Below are 23,874 nucleotides of genomic sequence, written 5' to 3'. Positions count from 1 at the left end.
CACAGGCGCCGCTTCCCACGACCTGCCGGATGCCTGCCATGTCCACGCCCTCACTCCGCGACCTCGAATACCGCTCGGCCTTCGTCGACCGCCACATCGGCCCCAACGACAGCGAGATCGCAACGATGCTGCGCGTCGTCGGCCACGAATCGCTCGACGCCCTCACCGATGCCATCGTGCCGGCCGGCATCAAGTCGACCGGCGGGCTCGCCCTGCCCGAAGCGCAGACCGAAGTCGATGCACTGGCGAGGATCCGTGCCATCGCCGAACGCAACCAGGTGCTGCGCAGCTTCATCGGCCAGGGCTACTACGGCACGCATACGCCGAACGTCATCTTGCGCAACATTCTGGAGAACCCGGCCTGGTACACGGCCTACACCCCATACCAGGCGGAGATCTCACAGGGGCGCATGGAGGCGCTGATCAACTTCCAGACCATGTGCGCCGACCTCACCGGCATGGAGATCGCCAACGCCTCGCTGCTCGACGAGGCGACCGCCGCTGCCGAGGCGATGACGCTGGCGAAGCGCTCGGCGAAATCGAAATCGAACACCTTCCTCGTCGCCGGCGACACGCATCCGCAGACCCTGGCCGTACTGCACACGCGCGCCGAGCCGCTCGGCCTTGCCGTTGAAGTCGCCGACTCCGCCGACGCCTTCAACGAGGCACTGCAGAAGGGCGACTACTTCGGCGTGCTCGTGCAGTACCCGGCATCGAGTGGCTGGCTGGCCGATTGGGGGCAGTACGCCGACACCATCCACGCGCACAACGCACTTTACGTGTTCGCCACCGACCTGCTCGCCCTGACCTTGCTCAAGCCGCCCGGCGAGATGGGTGCGGACATCGTCATCGGCAACTCGCAGCGCTTCGGTGTTCCATTCGGCTTCGGCGGACCGCACGCTGCCTTCATGGCCTGCCGCGATGCCTACAAGCGCAGCATGCCGGGCCGCCTGATCGGCGTGTCGATCGACGCCGAAGGCAAACCCGCCTATCGACTCACCCTGCAGACACGCGAACAGCACATCCGCCGCGAGAAGGCGACTTCGAACATCTGCACCGCCCAAGTGTTGCTCGCTGTGATGGCAGCGATGTACGCGGTCTATCACGGACCGGACGGACTGACGCGCATCGCGCGGCGCGTGGCGCGCCATACCGCGATCCTGAAGGCTGGCCTGATGCGGCTCGGCTACGACCGTTTCCACCATGATCGCGGCTGCTTCGACACGCTGAGCCTCAACACCGGCGAGCGCACCGACACGCTGCTCGCGCGGGCGCGGGCGTTGGGTGCCAACCTGCGCAAGGCCTGGGACGAGTACATCTGCATCTCGCTCGACGAAACCACGACCCGCGCCGATATCGAACTGCTCTGGCGCATCTTCGGCGGTGACGGTGCCGCGCTGCCTTCGATCGACGAACTCGACGCGACTGCGCCTTCGCTGATTCCCGCCGAACTGGAACGCAAGAGCGCGTTTCTGACCCATCCGGTCTTCAACACGCACCACAGCGAGCACGAGATGCTGCGTTACCTGCGCTCGCTGGCCGACAAGGACCTGGCCATGGACCGCACGATGATCCCGCTCGGCTCGTGCACGATGAAGCTCAACGCCACCGCCGAGATGATTCCGGTCACGTGGCCCGAGTTCGCCAACATCCACCCGTTCGTGCCGGCTGAACAGGCGCGGGGCTATCAGGAACTGATCGAAGGCCTCGAAGCGATGCTGGTCGAGTGCACCGGCTACGACGCGGTCAGCCTGCAACCGAACTCCGGTGCGCAGGGCGAGTACGCCGGCCTGCTGGCGATCCGTGCCTGGCACCGCAGCCGCGGCGAGGGCCATCGCGACATCTGCCTGATTCCCGAATCGGCGCACGGCACCAATCCCGCGTCCGCGCAGATGTGCGGCATGACCGTGGTGGTGACCAAGTGCGACGCCAACGGCAACGTCGACGTCGAGGACATCCGCCGCAACGCCGAGAAGCACGCCGACCGCCTCGCCGCGATCATGATGACCTACCCGTCCACGCACGGCGTGTTCGAGGAGGACGTCGTCGAGATCTGCGAGATCGTCCACAAGCATGGCGGCCAGGTCTACACCGATGGCGCCAACATGAACGCGCTGGTCGGCGTCGCCAAGCCCGGCAAGTGGGGCAGCGACGTCTCGCACCTCAACCTGCACAAGACCTTCTGCATCCCGCACGGCGGCGGCGGTCCGGGTGTGGGTCCGTGCGCGGTGAAAGCGCATCTGAAGGAATTCCTGCCGAAGGCGTTCGGCGAGGGTGGCGTGCGCACCAACGGCACCGGCAGCAACGCAATGGTCAGTGCCGCAAGTTTCGGCAGCGCCTCGATCCTGCCGATCAGCTGGATGTATATCGCGCTGATGGGTCGCGACGGCCTGCGCAAGGCAACCCAGGTTGCGATGCTCAACGCCAACTACGTGGCATGCCGGCTCGCTCCGCACTATCCGACGCTCTATACCGGCCGCAACGGCCTGGTCGCCCACGAATGCATCCTCGATCTGCGCGCACTCAAGGATGCCACCGGCATCGGCGCCGAGGACGTCGCCAAGCGCCTCATCGACTTCGGCTTCCACGCCCCGACCCTGAGCTTCCCGGTCGCCGGCACGCTGATGGTCGAACCGACCGAAAGCGAATCGCTGCACGAACTCGACCGCTTCATCGACGCGATGATCCAGATTCGTGAAGAGATCCGCGCCGTCGCCGATGGTCGCCTCGACCGCAACGACAACCCGCTGAAGAACGCGCCGCACACCGCGACCATGGTCGCCGCCAGCGAATGGACCCACGCCTACCCGCGCGAACTCGCCGTGTTCCCGCTGGCCAGCCTCAAGCAGTCCAAGTACTGGCCTCCGGTCGCCCGCGTCGACAACGTCCACGGCGACAAGAACGTGTTCTGTGCGTGCATTCCAGTCGACGCGTACGCGGAGACGGCGGAGGGGTAGCTCCCTTGCAGGCAAAACAATTCGCAGGAGCCGGTTTACGGGCGATCGGGGGCGTTCATGGTGGTGCAGGCATCGCCTCCGAAGAGGCTCCTGCAGGAGCTACCACGCTCAGCGCGTCAGGAATCCCTTCATCGGCTCGCCGTCCCAGGGTTCGCGGGTCACGCTGTCGACGCGCGCGCCCGGTGGGCCGCGGTGGAGCCAGATGGCAAGGGCCTCGACCGCGGAGTCTTCGCCACAGGCGATGACTTCGACATCACCGTCACGCAGGTTGCGGGCGTGACCGCTGATGTCCAGGCGCAGCGCCTCGCTGCGGGTGGCGGCGCGGAAGCCGACGCCCTGCACGCGTCCCGAGACGAGGAAACGCACCTCGGCCATGGGCGGCTCAGTCCTTTCCGGCCTTGCCTGCATCGCCCTTGGCGGGAGCGCTCTTGCCGGCGTTGCCGGACTTTGCCTTGGCGATCGCGTCGGCGAGATCCTTCTCGGTGATGGGGCCGAGGAAGTGCCTGGCCACGGTGCCATCGGGTGCGATCAGGTAGGTCGTCGGCAGGCCACGCGGCGTGGCGAAATCCTTCGGCGGATCGCTGACGTCGACCTGGGCGATCGCGTAGGACACCGGACGTATCTTGAGGAATTCGACGATCTCCTCCTTGTCGGTGTCCTCGTAGGCGAGACCGATCGCGACGACGTCGTGGCGCGAGTCGACGAAGGCCGAGAGTTCCGGCATCTCGGCGATGCACGGCGCGCACCAGGTCGCCCAGAAATTGACGATCACCCACTTGCCGCGTTGTTCGGAGAGATCGAAGGTCGTGCCGTCGAGAGTGGTGACGTTCAGTGTGGGCGACTTGGCGGATTCGGCGGCAACGGCCACGCCAACGGCGAAGACGAGCAGCAGGACGGACGGGGAACGAATCATGGGGACTCCTGTGGAGGGTCGCCTGCGGCGGCAACGGCCGGGGTGACGACGTCGGACAATGGTACGTCGAGTCCGCCGCTGACGGCGGCGGCGAGGGCGGCGAGGGCGCAAGGAACCGGTTCGGATTCATTGCCGGGCAGCGCGTCGGCGTCGGTCGGCAGGCGGTAGTTGCCCTCATCGTGCAGGTCGCGCAGGCGCACGTTGGCCAGGTCGCGCGCGAGCACCCATTCGCCGGTTTCGGTGCGGCGCACGATGGCAAGCCGGTCGAGATCGGTGAGGTAGCGTCGCAGCAGGTCATCGCTGAGCCAGGGTTCACGCCGCCGCAGCTCATTGCCATGCAGGCCGCGACCAAGCCGGTGCGCCTCGGCAAAATGCGCGATCACGCGCACCAGGCCAGCAAACACCTGGCCAGGCTTGAGGCGCATCGCTTGCGGGCGGTAATCGAACGCGCTCAGCGACGCGGTGATCGATGCGCCAAGCAGAACGATCACCCACGAAAGATAGATCCAGAAGATGAAGATCGGCACGATCGACAGCGTGCCATACACCTGTTCGTAGCTCGCCACGCCGGTCGCGTACCAGGCGAAGCCACGCTTGGCGAGGTCGAACAGCACGGCGGCAATGAAGCCGCCGATGATGGCATCACGCAGGCGTACGCCACGGTTCGGGATGACCACATAGCCGATCACGAACACCGACCACACGATCAGGAACGGCAGCATCGACAGCACGCGTGCCTTCAGAGAAAACTGTGCTGCTGCGGCATCGATGAACGGCAGCGCGACGAGGTAGGAACTGATCGCCAGCGCGGTGACGACCAGCAGCGGGCCGAGGCTGAGCGCCGCCCAGTACATCAGGAAGCGCGACAACGCACCACGCGAGGTCGCCACGCGCCAGATGCGGTTGAAAGCATCCTCGATGCTCATCATCAGCGAGATCGCACTGACAATCAGCACGATCACGCCAACCGCCGTGGCGCGACTGGCGTTGTCGGCGAACTCGGTCACATACCGCTGCACGACGTCGCCGGTGGCCGGCACGAAGTTCTCGAACACGAAGGCGGTGAGCCGATCCTTCCAGCCGGCGAAGGCCGGGAACGCGGCGATCATGCCGAGGACAGCCGTGGTCAGGGGCACCAGGGCAAACAGACTGGTGAACGCCAGCGCGCCACCGGTCTGCAGGCAGCGGTCTTCGAGGAATCGCTTCCAGGTGAAGCGCAGGAAGGTGAATATCCGCTCGCGATCGAGGCGGAGCGTGGCAAACTCGCGCAGTCCCATGCGGCGAGCGTAACGCAGGGCCACCCATTCCTCCACGCGCCAGCCATGGCCGGCGCCCGCACCAGGAAACCCCGCATGACGCCACGCGAGGTACTTGTCCTCTACTACAGCCGCACCGGCAAGGTCGCCCAGCTCGCACGCCTGGCCGCACGCGGCGTCGAGGAAGTCGACGGCATGCGTGCGCGCCTGCGCAGCGTGCCGCCGGTCGCCGCGGTCACCGCGACTGCACAACCGCCGGTGCCGGACGCGGGGGCGCCCTACGTCGAGGCCGCCGACCTGCGGGAATGCTGCGGCTTGTTGCTCGGCAGTCCGACGCGCTTCGGCAACATGGCTGCGCCGCTCAAACACTTTATCGATTCGACCGGCGCCGAGTGGGCATCCGGCGTGCTCGCCGGCAAGCCGGCCGGCGTGTTCACGGCAACCAACACGATGCACGGTGGCCAGGAAAGCACCTTGCTTTCGATGATGCTGCCCCTGCTCCATCACGGCATGCTGCTGGTCGGCCTGCCGTACACCGAGCCGGTACTGACCAGCACGCTGAGCGGTGGTTCGCCCTACGGGGCGAGCCACGTCGGCGGCGCCAGTGGCGGCAATCCGCTCAGCGACGACGAACGCACGCTTGCGCGCGCACTCGGCAAGCGCGTGGCGACCATCGCCGCGCGCCTCGCGGAGCCGCCGTGCGCCTGACAACGATCGGATTCGGCGCCTGGACGGGGCTCGTCGTCCTGCAACCGCTCTGGTACCTGTGGGCAGCACCACCGGCCAACGGCCTCGGCTGGCTTGCGCTGGCCCTGACCCTGCCGCCCCTGCTGCTGCCCCTGCTCGCCGCCCGCCGCGGCGCGCGGCGCATGCTGCTGTGGACCGGCATCATCGCACTGGGCTACTTCAGCCATGGCATCGTCGTCGCATGGACGAACCCGGTCGCACGCGTGCCGGCGCTGGTCGAGGTGGCCCTGTGCGTGGGCTTGATCTTCACCCTCGGCGCGATCGCGCGCGCGGGACGACGCAAGCCGGCCGCATCCGCGTAGGGCTCCCGGTGCACGCGCGTGCACACGCGGCCGCCGCCGCAATCAAGTCCGTGCGCATGACGATGCCAGGCCGCAACTTGGCTCGGCATGCGTGCAATGCGCAACGGCTGGCTTGCTCACGGGAAGACCCCTGCCCACGGGCCGGCATGTGACGCGGTCTATAATCGCCGGCATGGATTTCGTGCAGTCCGTGTCCGCTCCCGCCAACGGTTTCCGTGACGACCGTGTATTGCGCGGCTGGATGGCCGCGAACCTGCCGCACGCAATGCGCGAGGCGATCACGCCCGATCTCGATGCGCTCGGGGCACATGCCGCGGCAGCATGGACCGAAGCGCGCGTGCGCGCTGTCGCCGAACCGCAGCTCATGCAGTGGGATGCCTGGGGCGAACGCGTCGATCGCATCGACTCGACTCCGATCTGGCAGCGTGGACGCGAACACGCGGCGCGCTACGGCCTGGTCGCCGCCGGCCACGAATCCACCCATGGCGAGTTCGCACGCTGCGACCAGTTCATGCGCGTGTACCTGCATCACGTCGCCAGCGAATTCTTCACCTGTCCGCTGGCGATGACCGATGGTGCGGCGACGGCCCTGAAGGCAGCGGGTGATCGCGCCCTGATCGAACGCGTGGTGCCGCTCCTGATTTCGCGCGATTCCAATGCACTGTGGCTGTCGGGCCAGTGGATGACCGAGACGGCCGGCGGTTCGGATGTTTCGCGCACGGCCACGCGCGCCGAACGCGGCTCCGACGGTCGTTGGCGTCTCTACGGCCACAAGTGGTTCACCTCGGCGGTGATCGGCGAAATGGCGCTTGCGCTCGCGCGCCCGGTCGATGCAGGACCTGCGGGCAGTGCTGCGCTCGGCCTGTTCCTCGTCGAGACCCGCGACGGCGACGGTCGCTGGAACGGCATTCGCGTCGATCGCCTCAAGCACAAGCTCGGCACGCGCGAGTTGCCGACCGCGGAAATCCATCTCGACGGCACGCTCGCCGAAGCGGTCGGTGAACCCGCTCACGGCGTGCGCCACATCGCCCCGATGCTCAACGTCACGCGCCTGTGGAACTCGGTCTGTGCGCTCGCCACCATGCGCCGCTGCATCGAGCGTGCGCTCGCCTTCGCCCGAGACCGCGAAGCATTCGGCCGGCGCCTTACCGAACACCCGCTGCACATGGCAACACTGGCCGATCTGCAGGCGCCGTTCGAAGCAGCCTTTCACCTCGTCTTCGAGGTTGCGCACCGGCTCGGCCGCGTCGAGCACGGTGTCGCCGGGGGCGAAGAGCGCACCCTGCTGCGCGTCCTGACCCCGCTGGTCAAACTGTGGACCGGCAAGCTCGCCGTGCGCATCGCCTCGGAATGCTGTGAGGCCTTCGGCGGCGCCGGCTACATCGAGAACACTGGAATGCCGCTGCTGCTGCGCGATGCGCAGGTCTATCCGATCTGGGAAGGCACCACCAACGTGCTCGCGCTCGATGCACTGCGCGCACTGGCCGGCAGCGGATTCGGGCCAGTGCGCCGCCACGTGCAGGCACTCGTTGCCGATGCCGATGCCGGATCGGCAGGCGTGATCCTCGCGATGCTCGACACGCTCGATGCCTGGCTGTGCACCCGCAGCGAGGTACCGGGTCGCACCGCCGAAACGCGCGGCTTTGCGCTGAGCTTGGCGCGCACGCTGGCCGCGGCGACGCTGGCGCACCATGCGGTGCGCATAGGTATCGATGGCGACCGACGCCCCGCGCTGGCCCTTTCCCGCTTCATCGGCCAGGGCCTTTCGCGCCTGCCAACGAGGCCGACGGCCGACGCCGACACGCTCGCCGTACTCGAATCCGCAGAATCCTGACCCGCCTACTACAGCCGAGGCCATCCCATGCAGCACCTGTCCATCGTCACCACGGGCGGCACGATCGACAAGACCTACTTCGACGACAAGTCGGCCTATGAGATCGGCGAGCCGCAGATCGGCAAGATCCTCGAGGCGCTCGGCGTCGGGTTCAGCTTCGACGTGCTGCCGGCCATGCGCAAGGACAGCCTGCATCTCGACGATGCCGATCGTGACCTGTTGCGCCGCCTGATCGCCGCACAGCCGCACCGCCATGTACTCGTCACCCACGGCACCGACACGATGGTCGAGACCGCGCGCGTGCTGCAGGCGATCGAAGGCAAGGTCATCGTGCTGACCGGAGCCCTCAATCCGGCCCGCTTCCAGGGCTCGGACGCGGTGTTCAACATCGGCTGTGCAGTCGGCGCCGTGCAGACCCTCGCCGACGGCGTCTACATTGCGATGAACGGACGCATCTGGAACCCGCTTGCGGTCCGCAAGAACCGTGAGGCGAACCGCTTCGAGGCGGTTTGAGGCGGCCTTTTGCAGGAGCCCGTTCACGGGCGATGCTTTTCGACACGGTTGCCGCAGAGAAGCATCGCCCGTGAACGGGCTCCTGCAGGGAAATCCATTCGATCGTTTCCCCGGACATGAAAAAGGCGACCGGCCAGAAGCCGGTCGCCTTGAAGGCACGCACTCCGAGTGCGCGATGACGCGGTGCGCTACGGTGTGTAGCTGCCGGTCAGGGTCACACCCGAGAACGTCGAGTAGGCGCGGATCGACACGTGGTACGTGCCGGCCTGGGCCGTGGTGATGTTGCACGTCTCGTTGTTGCCACTGAGGTACGGGCGGCAGTTGTAGGCCGACGTGGTCGGCTGTGCGCCGAAGCGCACATAGAGATCACCGTCGCCACTGCCGCCGCTGGTGGTGAACTTGAGGTTGGTGGCGCCGGCCGGAACGACCATGGTGTAGTGCACCCAGTTGCCCGAGGTCGCGCCGAGGCCAGTCACCGGCACCCCGTTCGTGAGCACGTTGCCACCGCCACCGCCACCCGTCGTGTAGCTGCCGGTCAGGGTCACTCCCGCGAACGTCGAGTAGGCACGGATCGACACGTAGTAGGTGCCGGCCTGGGCCGTGGTGATGTTGCAAGTCTCGTTGTTGCCACTGAGGTACGGACGGCAGTTGTAGGCCGACGTGGTCGGCTGTGCGCCAAAGCGCACGTACAGGTCGCCGTCACCGCTGCCGCCGCTGGTGGTGAACTTGAGGTTGGTGGCACCGGCCGGAACGACCATGGTGTAGTGGACCCAGTTGCCGGTCGTTGCACCCAACCCCGTGACCGGCACGTTGTTCGCCAGCACGTTGCCGCCGCCACCACCACCCGACACCGTGACCGACGAGGTCTTGGTGTTGGTGGCTCCGCCATTGTCGGTCACGGTCAGCGACACCGAGTAGGTGCCTGCTGCGGCGTAGGTCCGGCTCGGATTGGTCGCGGTCGAAGTCGAGCCGTCACCGAAGTTCCACGAGCGCGAGACGATGCTGCCATCGCTGTCGGTCGAACTGTCGGTGAAGGTCGCGGTGAGGCCACTGGTGGTGAAGCTGAAGTTGGCCACGGGAGCCGCGTTCGAACCTCCTCCGACAGCCTGCAGTGTGGCGTAGGCGTTGATGATGCCGGCACCACACCCACCCGAACAGGCACCCGGCAGGGCTCGCGCGTTCGAGGTGATGAAGTTGCGCACCTGGTCGGGGGTCAGGCTCGAGTTCAGGGCAAGTATCTGCGCGGCCAGGCCGGCGACGTGCGGAGCCGCCATCGACGTGCCCTGATAGAAGGCGTAGCTCTCGCTGCCCTGGGTCGTCGTGCCGGTGTTGAGCGTCGACAGGATGCCATTCGAGTTGACCGTGGTTTCGCCACCCGGCGCAGACACCGTGATTCCGGTGCCGTAGTTCGAATAGTACGAACGTGCACCTGCGCGGTTGGTCGCTGCAACCGAGATGACGCCGGAGCAGTTCGCCGGCGAGAAACCACTGACGTTGGCATTCGAGTTGCCGGCGGCGACCACCACCACGGTGCCGTTGTTGCGCGCCGTGTTGATCGCCGCCTGGAACGAACCACAGGACCCGCTGCCACCGAGGCTCATGTTGATGACGCGGGCGGGATACGCATTGGCCGGGGCGCCGCTGACGGTACCGCCGGACGACCACACGATCGCATCGACGATATCCGAGGTCGAACCGCCACAACGGCCGAGCACGCGCACCGGCACGACCTTGGCGCCGTAGGCAACGCCAGCCACGCCCTTGGCGTTGTTGGTCAACGCAGCGACGGTGCCGGCCACGTGGGTACCGTGCCAGCTCGAGTTCGAGGCATAGCCGGTGCCGCATTCGGTCGAGTTGAACCAGTCGCCTTCGTCGTTCGGATTCGAGTCGCGGCCATTGCCATCGCGTGCAGTGGCGGAACTGCTGATGAAGTCATAGCCGCCGACCGTCTGCCCGGAGAGGTCGCTGTGCGGGACGATGCCGGTGTCGATGACGGCAACCCGGATGCCGGCACCGGTCGACAGATCCCAGGCCGAGGTCTGGTTCTGGCCACCGGTGGCCTCGAACAGATCCCACTGGCTGGCGTAGTTCGTGTCGTTCGGCGTCAACGCAACGGTCATGCGGCGATCCGGCTCGACATAGGCGACGGCAGGATTCTTCGCGAACGCAACCATGACGGCCTTGGCCGCATCGGCGGGACCGAGTGCAGCCTGTTTCACGCGGCTGCGCACGACTTCAACGAGCTGCGCACCGGTGGCGAGCGTGCGCGTGTACTTCACTGCGAAACCGGTTTCACGCGCGACACGCGCAAGATCGGCGTCGAGTGCAGCCAGCTGGTGCTCCGCTGCGCTGTCGGCATAGGTGACGATGTAGTGCGTGATGTCCTGCCGATCGAGGTCGGCGGTGAAATTTGCACGACTCGCGTAGGCCTGGATATCCGCCTCGGTGACGGCGGCGGCATGTGCGAGGGTGCCGCAGCCGAGCATGGCGAGCATGGCTGCGCAAAGCGAGGTACGACGCAAAGCAGTCTTCGAATCCAGCTTCACAGAAACCTCCAAGGGATGAATATCGGTTTGTCTGTCGATGGCCGCGTCGCGCGACCACTCCCCACTCAACGGGCTCCCCTCCACTCCCGTGCCGCATGCGCGGATCTTCGCCCGCGTCAGGCTTGCGACATTCATTTCTTGTTCTTCCGCGGCTGGCCTGCCGGGTGCCCCGCCCGGCCGACCCTTTTGCATCCTCGCTGTCTCAGGGTGTGTGGAAAGTCATGCAACCTAGTGATCCGGAGCTTACCGGAATGAGAACTGCGTCACATAGTTCGGCATTCCGCCGCACTGGCACGCCCGGCCCGGGCTCATCAGCGCCGGCCGCCGACCAGGCTGATCGTCTTCGGCTTGCGTACCCACAGCACGATGCTGAGCAGCAACAGCACTGGGGTGGCCCAGTACAGCGTCTTCAGCCAGGCATGCGTGCCATTGAGGCGCGACGAGAGAATGACGTCCATCGCCAGGTTCGGGTACTCGGCGATCCTGGGAAAGGCCTCGCCGATCGCGCGCGTGAAGAAGCCGGCACCGAATTCGCCGAGCGCCGGAATCGCGCCATCGAGCATGCCGCCGAGCGTGATATAGGTGGTTGCCAGCACGGTTTCGGCGCGCGCCGAACGGGCGATACCGGCACCAACGTCGGGCAGATTCGGCACGGCGCCCCAGATCGCCAGGTCAAGAAAGAAGACGATCAGGAACAGGATCACGGCAACGAGATGCAGGCGCCTGCGCATGGAAGTGTCCTCCGCGGATTCCGCATCGTAGCGATTCCGCAAGCAGGCTGCATCGCCGCCAATACCCGCAAACTGTGCGGCAGAGCACGATGCCTGCGCCGTCCTTCCGCCACGCTGCGCGCTTGCGGCACCGGCTGGGTCGCAGGATGCGCTGAGGACGATGATCGACCCCATGACCCACGGCAAGACCAGTTCGAGCATCGCGGACGACTCGGCACGGGAATCCCTGCGCGAGCGCTGCCTGAACCTCGTCCGCCGCTGGCAGCCCCTGGCCCGCTCGGGCTGGGACCATCACGCCGCGCGCCAGCTCGGCGAGGAACTCGACCAGATCGCCGAAACCAGCGAACGCCTCGGCCTGATCAACATCAATGGCTCGGCGCTCGAACTCGCCGCCTATCTGTGCTCGTTCATCGACGACGCACTCGAACCGAACGGGGCCGCGCTGGAGCGGCTCGCCGCCATGGTCAATGTGCTCGGTGCCACCCTGGGCGAGTTGTCCGGCGCCCCGGTCGCTGCGGTGCATGCCTTGCCGACCCTCCCACCGGCCGCGCCGGAGGGTGCGACCGCGAGCGTGCTGCGCCTGCCGCGCGCGACCTGCCTGTTCGGCGACACCGTGCGCGCCGCACCCGGCCTGGCCGAGGCGCTGCGCGAGCGCGGCTACCAGGTCAACACCTTCGACGACATAGAAGCCCTGCTCGGCTTCCTCGCCGTAGCCGTACCCGGCGCGTTGCTGCTCGATGCACGCATGCTGCGCCACATCGGCCGCATTCGTGCACGCATCACCGAGTCGCTGCCCGACGCGGACCACACGCCGGCGCTGTTCGTGTTCTCGCCCGGCAACGACCTCGGCGACCGCTTGCTGGCGATGCGTGCCGGTGCGGCAGGCCTGTTCAGCGCGCCGGTCGATGGCCTGCGCGTGCTTGCCCGCGTCGACGAAGTGCTCATGCACACGACGCAGACGCCGTGGCGCGTGCTGCTCGCCGAGACCGACCGCGCCGCCGCGGCCGAACGCGCACGCTGGCTCGCCGAGCGCGGCATGACCGTGCGCCTGGCGGCGAACGGGCAGGCGGCACTGTCCGCGCTCACCGATTTTCGCCCGGACGTGCTCATCGTCGACCAGGAATTGTCCGACGTGCGCGGCCTGGAACTGATCCAGCTCGTGCGTGCACAACCGGAACAGGCGGCGCTGCCGATCGTGCTCATGTCGGCCAACGGCGAAATCGGGGAACGCTTCGACGCGGTCGCCGCCGGCTGTGACGACGTACTGCTCAAACCCGTGCGTGCACGTCATCTCTGCCACGCGGTCAGCTCGCGGCTGTCGCGCGTGCGTGGCCTGCGCGAGCTGATCGGCGTCGCCGGAACCAGCGATCCGCGCACCGGCCTGCACACGCGCAGCGTGCTGATCGAGAAACTCGCAGCCGCCGCGGGCGATCGCTCGGCGGCGCTGATGTGCATCACCATCGACCACGCACAGGCACTGCGCGAGCGCATCGGCCTGATTGGCTTGGCCGCCCTCGACGCACATGTAGGCCAGGTCCTGCGTTCACAGCTGGACGTGACCGACGTTGCCGCGCACTACCAGGATTTCCGCTATTTCGTGCTCATGCATCGCCACTCGCGCAGCGAGGTGACGATGGCTGCGGAGGATATCCGCGCCGCCTTTGCACGCCACGCTTGGACCTTCGGCAGCGAACACGCACTGACCGCGAGCATCGGTCTGACCTTGCTCGGCGGCGAACAGGCCGGCATCGACGCGATCGTCGGCCACGCCGAAGCGGCACAACTCGCCGCCGAACACATGGGTGGCAATCGCGTGCTCTGGTACGAGGCCCGCGAAGCCGCCCTGCTGCCGACCGATCCGCTGCTGGCGGTACGCGCAGTCGTTGAGCGCCCGCTCAAGCCGGAGCAGGCGATGTTCGATTTCCAGCCGATCGTGCCACTGACCGGCAAGCTGGTCGGCCAGTTCGACCTGCGCTTCCGCGTGCGCAGCACGCAGAACCCTGACGCCACGGTCGCCTACGAGGACCTCGTCCCGGTCGCAGCAGAAACCCGCCAGCTCGCCCAGGTCGATCGCCTGCTCCTGCAGCACACGCTGACGATGCGCGAACAGCAACTCAAGCGCGGACGCCAGTTGCGCATCTTCGTGCCGCAGTCGGTGGAGTCGTTGATGGCGACGGACCTCGCCTGGTGGCTCGAACGCGAACTGAAGGAACGCCACCTGTCGGGCACCGGCCTGACCCTGTGCCTGCCCTGTTCGCCCCTGATCGACGCCGGCAGCGCCGCGCGCGAACGCATGGCCCATCTGCGCACACTGGGCCTGCGCATCTGCCTCAATGATTTCGGCCGTGACTGGGCTGCCGTGCACGCCCTGAAAATGCTGCCGGTCGATGTCGTGCGCCTCGATCCGGCCCTGGTGCAGGAACTCGGTGCCACGCGCTCGACATCCGATACCGTGGTCGCCCTCGTGCGCAAGGCCCACGCCGCCGGCGCCGCCGTCGTCGCCAGTGAAGTCGACCACGTCAACCGCGCCCATCTGCTCCTGCGCCTCGGCATCGACTACGCAGCCGGCCCTGCCTTCTCCCCACCCCTCACCCAGCCGGAATTCGATTTCGGCAGGCCATTGTGGTGACGAAGCGGCGGGACTTTCAGAACATCCCCGTCTCCAGCTTCGCCGCATCCGACATCATGGTGTGGTTCCACGGCGGGTCGAACACCAGGTCGACGTCGGCTTCGGCGACAGTGGGGATCATCTCGATCTTGGTGCGCACATCGTCGATCAACACTTCTCCCATGCCGCAACCGGGTGCGGTCAGGGTCATGCGCACGTTGACCTTGCGCCGACCATCGTCGAGCGTCTCCAGATCGCAGTCGTAGACCAGACCGAGCTCGACGATGTCGATCGGAATCTCGGGATCGAAACAGGTGCGCAACTGCTGCCAGACGAGCTTCTCGACCTCCTCGTCGCCGGCACCCTCGGCAAGTTCGAGCGGTGCCGGCACGTCCTTGCCGATCGCGTCGGCGTCCGTGCCGGCGATGCGGAACAGGTTGCCCTCGACGAACACGGTGAAGCTGCCGCCGAGTGCCTGCGTGATGTAGCCGGCCTGGCCGGCCGGCAGGGTCACGACCTCGCCCTGCGGCACCATGACCGCGGGACAGTCGCGCTCGAAGCGCACGGGCTCGGAAGTGGAGTGGTAGGTGCTCATGTTCGACGGGTCGGCGCAGCGCGCGGTCTGCGATTATGACAGGCTCGCCGCCGCGCATCGCGATATCGGGATTCGGCCATTCAGGCAACGATCCCGGTCTCGCGCAGGCAACGCCCGAGCAGGCGCATCGCCGCCTCGATATCAGCCGGCGGCAGCGCCGCATAGCCAAGCAGCAGACCCGGGCGGAGCGACGCCCGCAGCGCATATGGCGCGACCGTATACAGGCCGAGGCCACGTTCACGCGCATGCGCTGCCAGACGCTCGCAGTCGGCGTGGCTGCGCGAGCGCAACCACGCGGCAACGTGCATGCCGGCGTTCGAATCGACGATGTCGAAGGCCGCGCCTGCATGCTTCTTCAGGCCGGCCAGCATCGCCGCGCGACGCACGCGCAGGGTCTGCGCGGCACGACGCAGATGGCGCTCGAAGCCGCCACCGGCCATGAACTGCGCGAGCGCGGCCTGCTCGAGCGTGTTGCTGCCACGGTCCTCGAGCCACTTGGCCGCGCGGAACGCCTCGCGCAGGGCCGGCGGCAGCACCATGTAGCCGAGACGCAGGGCCGGGAAGAGCGTCTTGGAGAAACTGCCGATGTAGAGGACACGACCGTCCCGATCGAGTGATTTCAACGCCGCCAGTGGGCGCCCGCCGAAACGGAATTCGCCGTCGTAATCGTCCTCGATCAACCAGGCCTGGCTCCTACTGGCCCAGGCGAGCAGTTCGACACGTCGTGCCAGCGGCAGCAGCGCACCGGTCGGAAACTGATGCGAAGGCGTGACCACGGCGAGGCGCGCACGCGCCGGCAAGGCGGCCGGCACCAGGCCTTCTGCATCCACCCGCACACCCCGCACAAGGGCACCGTGCGCGGCGAAGATCTGGCGCGCCCCGCGGTAGTGTGGGTCCTCGAGTGCCACCGTGGCTCCGTCGTCGAGCAACACGCGCGCGGCGAGGGCGAAGGCCTGCTGTGTTCCGGACACGACCAGCACGTCTTCGGGCGCAGCCTCGACACCACGCCGGCGTGCGAGGTAATCGCAAATGCGTTCGCGCAGGAGCGGCAAACCCTGTGCATCGGGATAGTCGAACTCGGCACGTTCGGCGGCACGATTGAGCTCGCGCCGCCAGGCGCTGGCCAGCGCCGGGTTCGTCAGCGGCACGCCGTACTGCAGGTTGTAACGCAGGCCGGCGTGCTGACGACCCGGGATGCGCGAGCCGTCGGTGATGGCCACGGCACGCCGCGCGAATGGTGACAGCGGCGCAGCCAGCGCGGCGAACGGCGCCTTGCGCGTGGACACCGCGCGGCTGCCGATCTCGGCCACATAGCTGCCCGAACCGACCCGACCGAGCAGAAATCCTTCAGCCTGCAGCTGTTCGTAGGCGGCGAGCACCGTGTTGCGCGAGACATCGATCTCGCGCGCCAGCGTGCGACTTGCCGGCAGGCGTGCACCGGCAGGCAGGCGCCCATCGAGAATCATCGCCTTCAATGCGCGGATCAGTTGCGCATAGCGCGGCCCTTGGCCGTCCAGTTCGATGTACACGATTGGCTCCGTCGATACCGACTATTGCGGACCTTCAGGGAGCCAATCATCGGCCCGAACATGACGCTGTCAAGCCGTGCAACGACGAAGCAAATACACCGTAGGAGCCACTTCAGGGCGATCTCGTCGATCGATCCGTCGGCAGAGCATCGCCCCTGAAGGGGCTCCAACAGGGCTCCCACGAATGAATGCCCAGGAAAAAACCGATGCGCAACAAACCCCGCCACGAAATCCAGCGCGCCAGGCAACGCGCGCACTACGACGAAGCCATCGTGCATGCTGTGCTCGACGCGAGCTGGCTCGCCCACGTCGCCTTCAGTGGCGACGGCGGCCAACCCTTCGTGATCCCGATGCTCCATGCGCGTGAAGGCCGCTCGCTGCTGCTGCACGGGTCGATCGCGAGCCGGCTCATGCGCCGACTCGGTGATGGCGTGGAAGCCTGCGTCGCCGTCACCGTGATCGACGCACTCGTGCTCGCCCGCTCGCATTTTCACCACTCGGTCAACTACCGTTCGGTGGTCGCCTTCGGTCGTGCGCAGCCAGTCACCGACGACCGCGACAAGGCCATGGCGCTCGCGCGTTTCGTCGACATCATCGTGCCGGGCCGGGCCGCCGAATCGCGCGAGGCCGACCACAACGAACTCGCCGCCACCGCCCTGCTGCGCTTCGACATCGAGGCCGCCAGCGCAAAAATCCGCTCGGGCGGCCCCAAGGACGATCCGGCCGATGCCGGAGCGCCGATCTGGTCCGGCATCGTGCCGATCGAATCGCGACTCGGCGCACCGATCGCTGCCGCCGATGCGACACCAGGCATCGACGTGCCCGCCTCGCTGCTCCGATCGGGATGTCGCGCCCACGTGATGCATGAGTGAGGCGATCCCGTACAAGGCGCGAAGCACGGGCGACATTCCGTTGGATCGCCAACGTCGATCCCGGGCAGCGTCCGTCACCGCTGTGACGGGAACGGTTGCAGTCACGATCGACGCATCACGGACAGTTCCGCCGACCGCGAGGCAGCCGCTATGATCGGCGGTCCTCGTGCCTGCGGTTTCCGTCGATGTCCTCCTCCGTTCCACACCGCAAGGCTTCGCTGGCGACGCGCATCGTCGGCGTCGCCACCGCACTGATGTGCGCGCTCGCCGGCGGCGCGGTGTGGTGCCTGCTCGCGCTGTACACGCGCATCGACTTCGACGCCATGCTGCTACCGATCGCCGCCCTCGTCGCGGTCGTGCTGCGCAACCACGGCTTCGCGCGCTCGCGCACCGGCATCGTGCTGGCCATCGGCGGCACCGTGCTCGCCTTTGCCTATTCCGCCTACCTGCTGGCCGCGGCGAAGGTTGCGGCCTACCTCGGCCTGCCACTGCGCTCGACCCTGCTCGCGATCGGTCCCGAGATGGCGGCGGCGATCGCCCGCGCAGACTTCACGCCATGGCATGCCGGCATGCTGGTGCTCTCGTGCATGCTCGCCGCCTGGATGATCTGGCGGTCACCCGCTCGACAACGAGGAAGCCAGTGACCATGCGCCAGCGAATGTCGGCAACCACGCTGAAGATCCGGCACACTGCGTCGTCTGGCCGCACACGGCGGATTTGCTTCGCATGATCGAAACGACTAGCGTCGCCGCGCAGCTTCGATCCTCCGTGCCGGAATACGAACCCATGCCCCGACCTTCCTCGCTCGACCGCGAGCAGATCCTGTCCTGCGCCCGTGGCGAGATGTTCGGAGCCGGCAACGCGCGCCTGCCGCTGCCGCCGATGCTGATGTTCGACCGCATCACCCACATCGACGAATGCAGCGGCGCGCACGGCAAGGGCATGCTCGAGGCCGAACTCGACATCCACCCTGATCTGTGGTTCTTCGACTGCCACTTCGCCGGCGATCCGGTGATGCCGGGCTGCCTCGGCCTCGATGCCATGTGGCAGCTCACCGGGTTCTTCCTGCCCTGGCTCGGCGAGCCCGGCCGTGGACGCGCGCTCGGCGTCGGCGAGGTCAAATTCACCGGACAGGTACTGCCCGACGCGAAGCGCGTGCGCTACGTGATCGACATCAGCCGGGTCATTCGCAGTCGCCTGAAGATGGTGGTTGCCGATGGCCGCACCTTCGTCGACGATCGCCTCATCTACACGGCGAAGGACTTGCGGGTTGGCCTGTTCCAGAGCACGGAGGGTTTCTGATGCGTCGTGTGGTCGTGACCGGCATGGGGCTGGTGTCCTGCCTCGGCAATGCCACGGCCGATGTGGCGAAATCCCTGCGCGACGGCATCAGCGGCATCCGCGCGATGCCTGATTATGCCGAACGCGGCCTGCGCAGCCAGATCGCCGGCCAACCGAGCATCGACCTCGCCGCCACGATCGACCGCAAGCTCAAGCGCTTCATGGGCGACGCGGCCGCCTATGCCTGGGTGTCGCTGCGCGATGCAATCGCCGATGCGGGACTCGCGCTCGAACAGATCCGCCATCCGCGTACCGGCGTGATCGCCGGCTCCGGCGGAGGTTCGGCTGAATGGCAGATCGAAACCGGCGACCTGCTGCGCGAAAAGGGCGTGCGCCGGGTCGGTCCTTACATGGTGCCGCGCACGATGTGTTCGACCGTGTCGGCAACACTGGCCACTGCCTTCGGCATCCTCGGCCTCAGCTATTCGATCGCCGCTGCCTGCGCGACCTCGGCGCATTGCATCGGCGCCGCCGCCGACCTGATCCGGCACGGAGCACAGGACATCATGTTTGCCGGCGGTGGCGAGGAACTGCACTGGGGCATGACCGCACAGTTCGATGCCATGGGCGCCCTGTCGACCGCCTGGAACGCCACGCCCCAAGCCGCCTCGCGCCCCTACGACAGCGGACGTGACGGCTTCGTCATCGCCGGTGGCGGCGGCATGCTGGTACTGGAAGACTACGACCACGCCCGCGCGCGCGGCGCGCGCATCCACGCCGAACTGGTCGGATACGGTGTCACGTCCGACGGTGCCGACATGGTCGCCCCGAGCGGCGAAGGAGCGGTGCGCTGCATGCGCATGGCCCTCAAGGACCTGACTGGCCCGGTCGACTATCTCAACACCCACGGCACGGCGACGCCGCTCGGCGACCTCGTCGAACTCGACGCCATACGCGAGGTGTTCGGCGCCGAAGCGCCTCCGCTGTCCTCGACCAAGGCCCTCACCGGCCACTCGCTCGGCGCCGCCAGCGTGCACGAAGCGATCTACAGCCTGCTGATGCTTGATGCGGGCTTCATGGCCGGCTCTGCCAACATCGACAGCCTTGATCCGCGCGCCGAAGGATTCCCGATCGTGCGCCACAGCCGCGAGGCGCCACTGCGCACGGTCATGTCCAACAGTTTCGGTTTCGGCGGCACCAACGCGAGCCTGGTGTTCACGAAGGTGTAGTCGCCCCGAACCCCGGGTACGCGCGCGCCGAGGAAGCCGAACCCAATCGCGACCAGCAGCACCCTGCGCAGCGGGGCGCCGTGCGCCTGCATCGTCATCGCAGGCTCGCCACGGGCAAGACGGACAGGCGCAACCGGCTCAGCGTGCCCTCGCCGGGCGTGGAGGAAATGGCCAGTGTCCAGCCGAGGTGCTCGCACAACCTGGCCAGCAGATCGAGGCCGATGCCACCGCCTTCGCGTCCACCGCCGCGCGCGATGCGGGCGTAGATGCGGCTGATTTCCTCCGGCGCCATGCCATGCCCGGGATCCTGGATCGACACCGTCGCATCGGCATCGAGGCTCACGTGGATCGTGCCGCGATCGCTGTTCTCGATGGCGTTGCGCAACAGGTTGCCGATGGCGACCTGCACGATATGCAGCGGCGCTTCGACCGTGCACGGTGCCAGTTCCTCCACGACGATCTCCAGCACCTTGTCACGCATCAGGTGGCGGTGGTCGTCGATGATGTCCGGCAGCAGCTCATGCAGCAGCACGGTGTCGTTGTTGCGCGCCAGCTTCGCCGGGTCCTTGGCCAGGGTCAGCAGCAGCGCAATCAGGCGTTCGACGTTGCGCGCCGCGTGCAGCGCGCGCTGCATCGGCTCGTTTGCGCCAGGCGGCAGGCCGGGTTTCTCCAGCGCCAGCTCGAGCGCGCCGGCAATCACCGCGATCGGCGTGCGCAGCTCATGGCTGGCGGTGCTGTTGAACACGCGCTCGCGTTCGACGAAGGCTTCCTGCCGATGCAGGTAGTCGTTCAATGCATTGGCGATGACGTGCAGCTCGGAACTGGCCTGCTCGTCGAGGCGGATGTGCTGGCCGGAACGATCCGGCGACAGCAGGGCGATGTCGTCGGCCAGCTTGGACAGCGGACGCAGCGAGCGGCGCAGGCCCCAGGCCACCATCGCGCCGCCGGCCACGACCAGGAGCAACGAGAGGCCGAGCACGACGAGCGTCACGACGTCCTCGATCACCTCCACCGTGGTGATATCGCGGGCGAGGGCGTAGTTCACGCCACCCACCTGCTGCACCAGCACCACGTTCTCGCGGCCGTCTAGCCAGAAATCGTCGTACACGCCCTGCGGCAGGTCCAACAGACTTGATGGCAATGGGCGATCCGGCACACCGTACAGGCGCAACGAATCGGTGTCCTGCCAGACGTGGCCGGGGTCCGCGGCCCTGCGGTCGAGGAACTGCGCGAGCTCGTGCGAGAGCATGGATTCCCATACCTTGTCCTCGAGGAACTCGTCGGCGAGGAACAGCGCGATCACGGCGCCCAAAAGCACCGCGTAACCGCGCAGCCAGAACATGATCTGCGCATGCAGGCTACGGCGCTTCTTCATCGGGACTTTCCTGGTGGGCGACGGCAAGGCGGTAGCCCACGCGCGGCACGGTCTGGATCAGCTTCAGCGTGAACGGGCCGTCCACGCTGCGGCGCAGGTCGTAGACGTGGGAGCGCAGCATGTCGCCATCCGGCGGATCGTCGCCCCATACCGCGCGTTCGAGCTGCTGGCGGGTGACGGTGGCAGGGCTGGCCTGCATCAGGGTTTCGAGCAGCTTGCGGCACGCCGGATACAGGTGCAGAGGCTTGCCGGCGCGCGTGACCTCGAGCGTGGCGAGGTCGAAGCGCAGGTCGTGCACTTCGAGGACCTTCTTGCGGTAGCGGCCGTGCGCGCGCGCCATCAGTGCTTCGAGTCGCACTTCCAGTTCGGGCAGGGCGAAGGGCTTGGTGAGGTAGTCGTCGGCGCCGGCACGGAAGCCGGCGATCTTGTCGGGCAATTCGTCGCGTGCGGTCAGCATGATCACCGGCACCGACGAGCCGTGCTCCTCGCGCAGGCGGCGCAGCACTTCCGGACCGTCCATGCGCGGCAGCATCCAGTCCAGCACGATGGCATCGCAGGGCTGGGTGACGGCCAGGTGAAGGCCGGTGACGCCGTCCGGCGCGACGTCCAGCGCATGACCACGCGCCTCGAAGTATTCGAACAGGTTGACGACCAGGCTGCGGTTGTCTTCGATGACCAAAAGCCGCATCGGCAGGCTCCACGGAATGAAACGGACGGCGCGCAGCATGGCAGGACCGGCGTCGGAATTGCGTAGGGGATGCCCTGATCAATCCCGAGGGAGATTCCGACAGTTCTCCCACGTCGTGCGCGCCATGATCTACCCGCATACCACCCAGCCACGAATACCACCGTTCGATGCCTTCCCTGTATCCACGCTCTTCCCCGGCCTGGCACACGCCGGCGCTGCTGGCACTGGTCGTCGTGGCGCTGGCGGCCGGCATCGGCCTGCGCGAGCCGATGCCGGCGGACGAACCGCGTTTCGTGCTGGCGGCGCAGGCGATGGTCGACAGCGGGGACTGGCTGTTCCCTCGTCGCGGCAGCGAGTTCTATGCCGAGAAACCGCCGGTCTTCATGTGGATGCAGGCGGCCAGCCAGGTGCTGGTCGGCAACTGGCGCATCGCCTTCCTGCTGCCCTCGCTGCTGGCCGCGCTCGGCACGCTGTGGCTGGCCGGCGACCTGGCGCGCCGATTGTGGGGCAGCAGGGCCGTCCCTTTCGCGGTGTTCGGCCTGTTCGTCTGCCTGCAATTCGCCCTGCAGGCCAAGCGCGCGCAGATCGACATGGTGCTGGTCGGCCTGACCACGCTTTCGCTGTGGGCCCTGCTGCGTTACCTGCTGGAAAAACCGAATCCGTGGTTGCTGGCGCTGGGTACATTCGCGGCCGGGCTCGGCACCGTCACCAAGGGCGTCGGCTTCCTGCCGCTGCTGGTGTTCCTGCCGTGGCTGTGGGTACGCAGGAAAGCATCGCGTGAGCTGCCCGCGCATCGTGGCGTGCATGCGCTGGCCGGTATCGGCGGATTCCTGCTCGGCACCGGCGTGTGGCTGGTGCCGATGCTGGCGGCCGTGCTCACATCGAACGACCCCGCCCTGCACGCCTACGCGCGCGAGATGCTGCTGCGCCAGACCGGCACGCGCTATGTCAACGCCTGGCATCACGTGCAGCCGGCCTGGTACTACCTGCAGTCGATGCTGACCCTTTGGTTGCCCGGCATCCTGCTGCTGCCGTGGCTGCTGCCCGCATGGTGGCACCGCCTGCGCCGCGTCGATCCACGCCATGCCCTGCTGCTGGTGTGGGCGTTGCTGGTGCTGCTGTTCTTCAGCGCCACGCCGGGCAAGCGCGAGGTCTACATCTTCCCGATGCTGCCGGCGTTGTGCGTCGCTGCCGCGCCGCTGTTGCCCGGCCTGCTGCGGCGGCGCGGCGTGCGCGCGACGCTGTGGCTGTACCTCGGCGTCCTAGCGCTGGCTGCCAGTGCACTGGGCGGATGGCTGCTGCAGGCACCAGCCGGGCGCCTGCAGCCGTTCGTCGAGAGCCGCGGCATGGACCTTGCCACCGCGGCCACGCTCGGTGCGTGGCTGCTCGGATTCGGCGTTGCGGCGTGCGCCGCGATGGCGTTCTCGGCGCTGACGACACGTCGACGCCCAACCACTGCGTTGATCGTGGTCAGCGCCATGCTCTGGATCACCTGGGGCATCGGCCTGATGCCGGCGCTGAGCCCGGACAGTTCCGCGCAGGCGGTGATGCAACGTGTCGGCCAGCGCATCGGGCCGGATGCCGAACTCGCCCTGCTCGGCTGGCGCGAACAGCACCTGCTGCAAGCCGACCGCCACGCCCTGGACTTCGGCTTCAAGCGTCCCTGGGCCGAACAATGGCCGCTCGCGCGCGACTGGCTGCAGGCGGCACCCGATCGGCGCTGGCTGTTCCTGCGCAAGGACGCCGTCGCACCGTGCATCGACACGTCGCGGATCGTCGACATCGGTGTGTCCAACCGACGCGCATGGGTGCTCGTCCCGGGCAACGCGTGGATCGCCGGTTGCGCGATGCCGGCCGACTGGACGGCGGACAGCGACGGCGACTGAAGGCAAACACCC

At 67.3% G+C, this 23,874-nt stretch carries 20 protein-coding genes; 11 read left to right on the top strand and 9 right to left on the bottom strand.

Annotation, left to right across the window (positions count from 1 at the left end; genetic code table 11):
- The first annotated feature begins 29 nt into the window (after window positions 1–29).
- On the top strand, window positions 30–2,957 hold the full coding sequence (gcvP, locus tag KF907_RS07295) for an aminomethyl-transferring glycine dehydrogenase (RefSeq protein ID WP_291219379.1): 2,928 nt from the start codon (window positions 30–32) through the stop codon (window positions 2,955–2,957).
- A gap of 108 nt (window positions 2,958–3,065) precedes the next feature.
- On the opposite strand, the gene yccX is transcribed toward gcvP, so the two are convergent.
- From yccX to KF907_RS07280, 3 genes are read right to left on the bottom strand one after another with little or no spacing between them, the layout of a single operon-like run.
- Complete coding sequence (gene yccX, locus KF907_RS07290; RefSeq protein ID WP_291219377.1) at window positions 3,066–3,332, bottom strand: acylphosphatase; 267 nt, start codon at window positions 3,330–3,332, stop codon at window positions 3,066–3,068.
- 7 nt (window positions 3,333–3,339) lie between these two features.
- The gene (locus KF907_RS07285; protein WP_291219375.1) at window positions 3,340–3,870 is read right to left on the bottom strand and encodes a TlpA family protein disulfide reductase; all 531 of its coding nucleotides are present in this window, start codon (window positions 3,868–3,870) and stop codon (window positions 3,340–3,342) included.
- Window positions 3,867–5,171 (bottom strand): YihY family inner membrane protein, encoded by a 1,305-nt coding sequence (locus KF907_RS07280; protein WP_291219373.1) that lies wholly within the window; start codon window positions 5,169–5,171, stop codon window positions 3,867–3,869. Before KF907_RS07280 ends, KF907_RS07285 begins: the two co-directional genes overlap by 4 nt.
- Before the next feature lie 51 nt (window positions 5,172–5,222).
- On the opposite strand from KF907_RS07280, the gene wrbA reads away from it, so the two are divergent.
- The 4 genes from wrbA to KF907_RS07260 all read left to right on the top strand — a co-directional run bounded on the left by wrbA (window position 5,223) and on the right by KF907_RS07260 (window position 8,522).
- Entirely contained in the window at window positions 5,223–5,834 is a 612-nt protein-coding gene (wrbA, locus tag KF907_RS07275; RefSeq protein ID WP_291219371.1) for an NAD(P)H:quinone oxidoreductase, read from the top strand.
- Window positions 5,825–6,175 carry a DUF2069 domain-containing protein gene (locus KF907_RS07270; protein WP_291219369.1) on the top strand — a complete coding sequence of 117 codons (351 nt, stop codon included), beginning with the start codon at window positions 5,825–5,827 and terminating at the stop codon, window positions 6,173–6,175. Before wrbA ends, KF907_RS07270 begins: the two co-directional genes overlap by 10 nt.
- Before the next feature lie 190 nt (window positions 6,176–6,365).
- Window positions 6,366–8,009: an acyl-CoA dehydrogenase family protein gene (locus KF907_RS07265; RefSeq protein ID WP_291219368.1), complete on the top strand. Its 1,644-nt coding sequence runs from the start codon at window positions 6,366–6,368 to the stop codon at window positions 8,007–8,009.
- Window positions 8,010–8,036: 27 nt separating this feature from the next.
- Window positions 8,037–8,522, top strand: coding sequence for an asparaginase domain-containing protein (locus KF907_RS07260; protein WP_291219367.1), 486 nt, complete (start codon window positions 8,037–8,039; stop codon window positions 8,520–8,522).
- A 188-nt stretch (window positions 8,523–8,710) separates the two neighbouring features.
- On the opposite strand, the gene KF907_RS07250 is transcribed toward KF907_RS07260, so the two are convergent.
- Window positions 8,711–10,642, bottom strand: coding sequence for a S8 family serine peptidase (locus KF907_RS07250; protein ID WP_472843858.1), 1,932 nt, complete (start codon window positions 10,640–10,642; stop codon window positions 8,711–8,713).
- A 737-nt stretch (window positions 10,643–11,379) separates the two neighbouring features.
- Window positions 11,380–11,799, bottom strand: a complete 420-nt coding sequence (locus tag KF907_RS07245) for a hypothetical protein (RefSeq protein WP_291219366.1) — start codon at window positions 11,797–11,799, stop codon at window positions 11,380–11,382.
- Window positions 11,800–11,959: 160 nt separating this feature from the next.
- Between KF907_RS07245 and KF907_RS07240 the strand changes: the two genes are divergently transcribed.
- Entirely contained in the window at window positions 11,960–14,428 is a 2,469-nt protein-coding gene (locus KF907_RS07240; protein WP_291219365.1) for an EAL domain-containing response regulator, read from the top strand.
- A gap of 16 nt (window positions 14,429–14,444) precedes the next feature.
- Here KF907_RS07240 and sufT read toward each other — a convergent pair whose 3' ends face one another.
- Both sufT and pdxR read right to left on the bottom strand, forming a co-directional pair.
- Window positions 14,445–15,002, bottom strand: a complete 558-nt coding sequence (gene sufT / locus KF907_RS07235; RefSeq protein ID WP_291219364.1) for a putative Fe-S cluster assembly protein SufT — start codon at window positions 15,000–15,002, stop codon at window positions 14,445–14,447.
- 80 nt (window positions 15,003–15,082) lie between these two features.
- On the bottom strand, window positions 15,083–16,531 hold the full coding sequence (pdxR, locus tag KF907_RS07230) for a MocR-like pyridoxine biosynthesis transcription factor PdxR (protein WP_291219363.1): 1,449 nt from the start codon (window positions 16,529–16,531) through the stop codon (window positions 15,083–15,085).
- 206 nt (window positions 16,532–16,737) lie between these two features.
- Between pdxR and KF907_RS07225 the strand changes: the two genes are divergently transcribed.
- The 4 genes from KF907_RS07225 to fabB all read left to right on the top strand — a co-directional run bounded on the left by KF907_RS07225 (window position 16,738) and on the right by fabB (window position 19,913).
- The gene (locus KF907_RS07225) at window positions 16,738–17,403 is read left to right on the top strand and encodes a pyridoxamine 5'-phosphate oxidase family protein (protein WP_291219362.1); all 666 of its coding nucleotides are present in this window, start codon (window positions 16,738–16,740) and stop codon (window positions 17,401–17,403) included.
- Window positions 17,404–17,588: 185 nt separating this feature from the next.
- A complete protein-coding gene (locus tag KF907_RS07220) occupies window positions 17,589–18,047 on the top strand; it encodes a hypothetical protein (protein ID WP_291219360.1) in 459 nt (152 codons plus the stop codon).
- Between the two features lie 124 nt (window positions 18,048–18,171).
- Window positions 18,172–18,705 carry a 3-hydroxyacyl-[acyl-carrier-protein] dehydratase FabA gene (gene fabA / locus KF907_RS07215; RefSeq protein WP_472843857.1) on the top strand — a complete coding sequence of 178 codons (534 nt, stop codon included), beginning with the start codon at window positions 18,172–18,174 and terminating at the stop codon, window positions 18,703–18,705.
- Window positions 18,705–19,913 (top strand): beta-ketoacyl-ACP synthase I, encoded by a 1,209-nt coding sequence (fabB, locus tag KF907_RS07210; RefSeq protein WP_291219358.1) that lies wholly within the window; start codon window positions 18,705–18,707, stop codon window positions 19,911–19,913. Before fabA ends, fabB begins: the two co-directional genes overlap by 1 nt.
- 94 nt (window positions 19,914–20,007) lie before the next feature.
- Here the strand turns inward: fabB and KF907_RS07205 are convergent, their stop codons facing one another.
- Together KF907_RS07205 and KF907_RS07200 are read right to left on the bottom strand one after the other, a co-directional pair.
- A complete protein-coding gene (locus tag KF907_RS07205; protein WP_291219357.1) occupies window positions 20,008–21,288 on the bottom strand; it encodes a sensor histidine kinase in 1,281 nt (426 codons plus the stop codon).
- Window positions 21,272–21,976, bottom strand: a complete 705-nt coding sequence (locus tag KF907_RS07200) for a response regulator transcription factor (protein ID WP_291220269.1) — start codon at window positions 21,974–21,976, stop codon at window positions 21,272–21,274. Before KF907_RS07200 ends, KF907_RS07205 begins: the two co-directional genes overlap by 17 nt.
- A gap of 167 nt (window positions 21,977–22,143) precedes the next feature.
- On the opposite strand from KF907_RS07200, the gene KF907_RS07195 reads away from it, so the two are divergent.
- Window positions 22,144–23,862 (top strand): ArnT family glycosyltransferase, encoded by a 1,719-nt coding sequence (locus tag KF907_RS07195; protein ID WP_291219356.1) that lies wholly within the window; start codon window positions 22,144–22,146, stop codon window positions 23,860–23,862.
- Window positions 23,863–23,874 lie beyond the last annotated feature (12 nt).

The sequence above is a fragment of the Dokdonella sp. genome (genome assembly GCF_019634775.1).
In the GTDB taxonomy this organism is placed as follows: Bacteria; Pseudomonadota; Gammaproteobacteria; order Xanthomonadales; family Rhodanobacteraceae; genus Dokdonella.
This window is presented reverse-complemented; position numbering and strand designations above follow the sequence as displayed.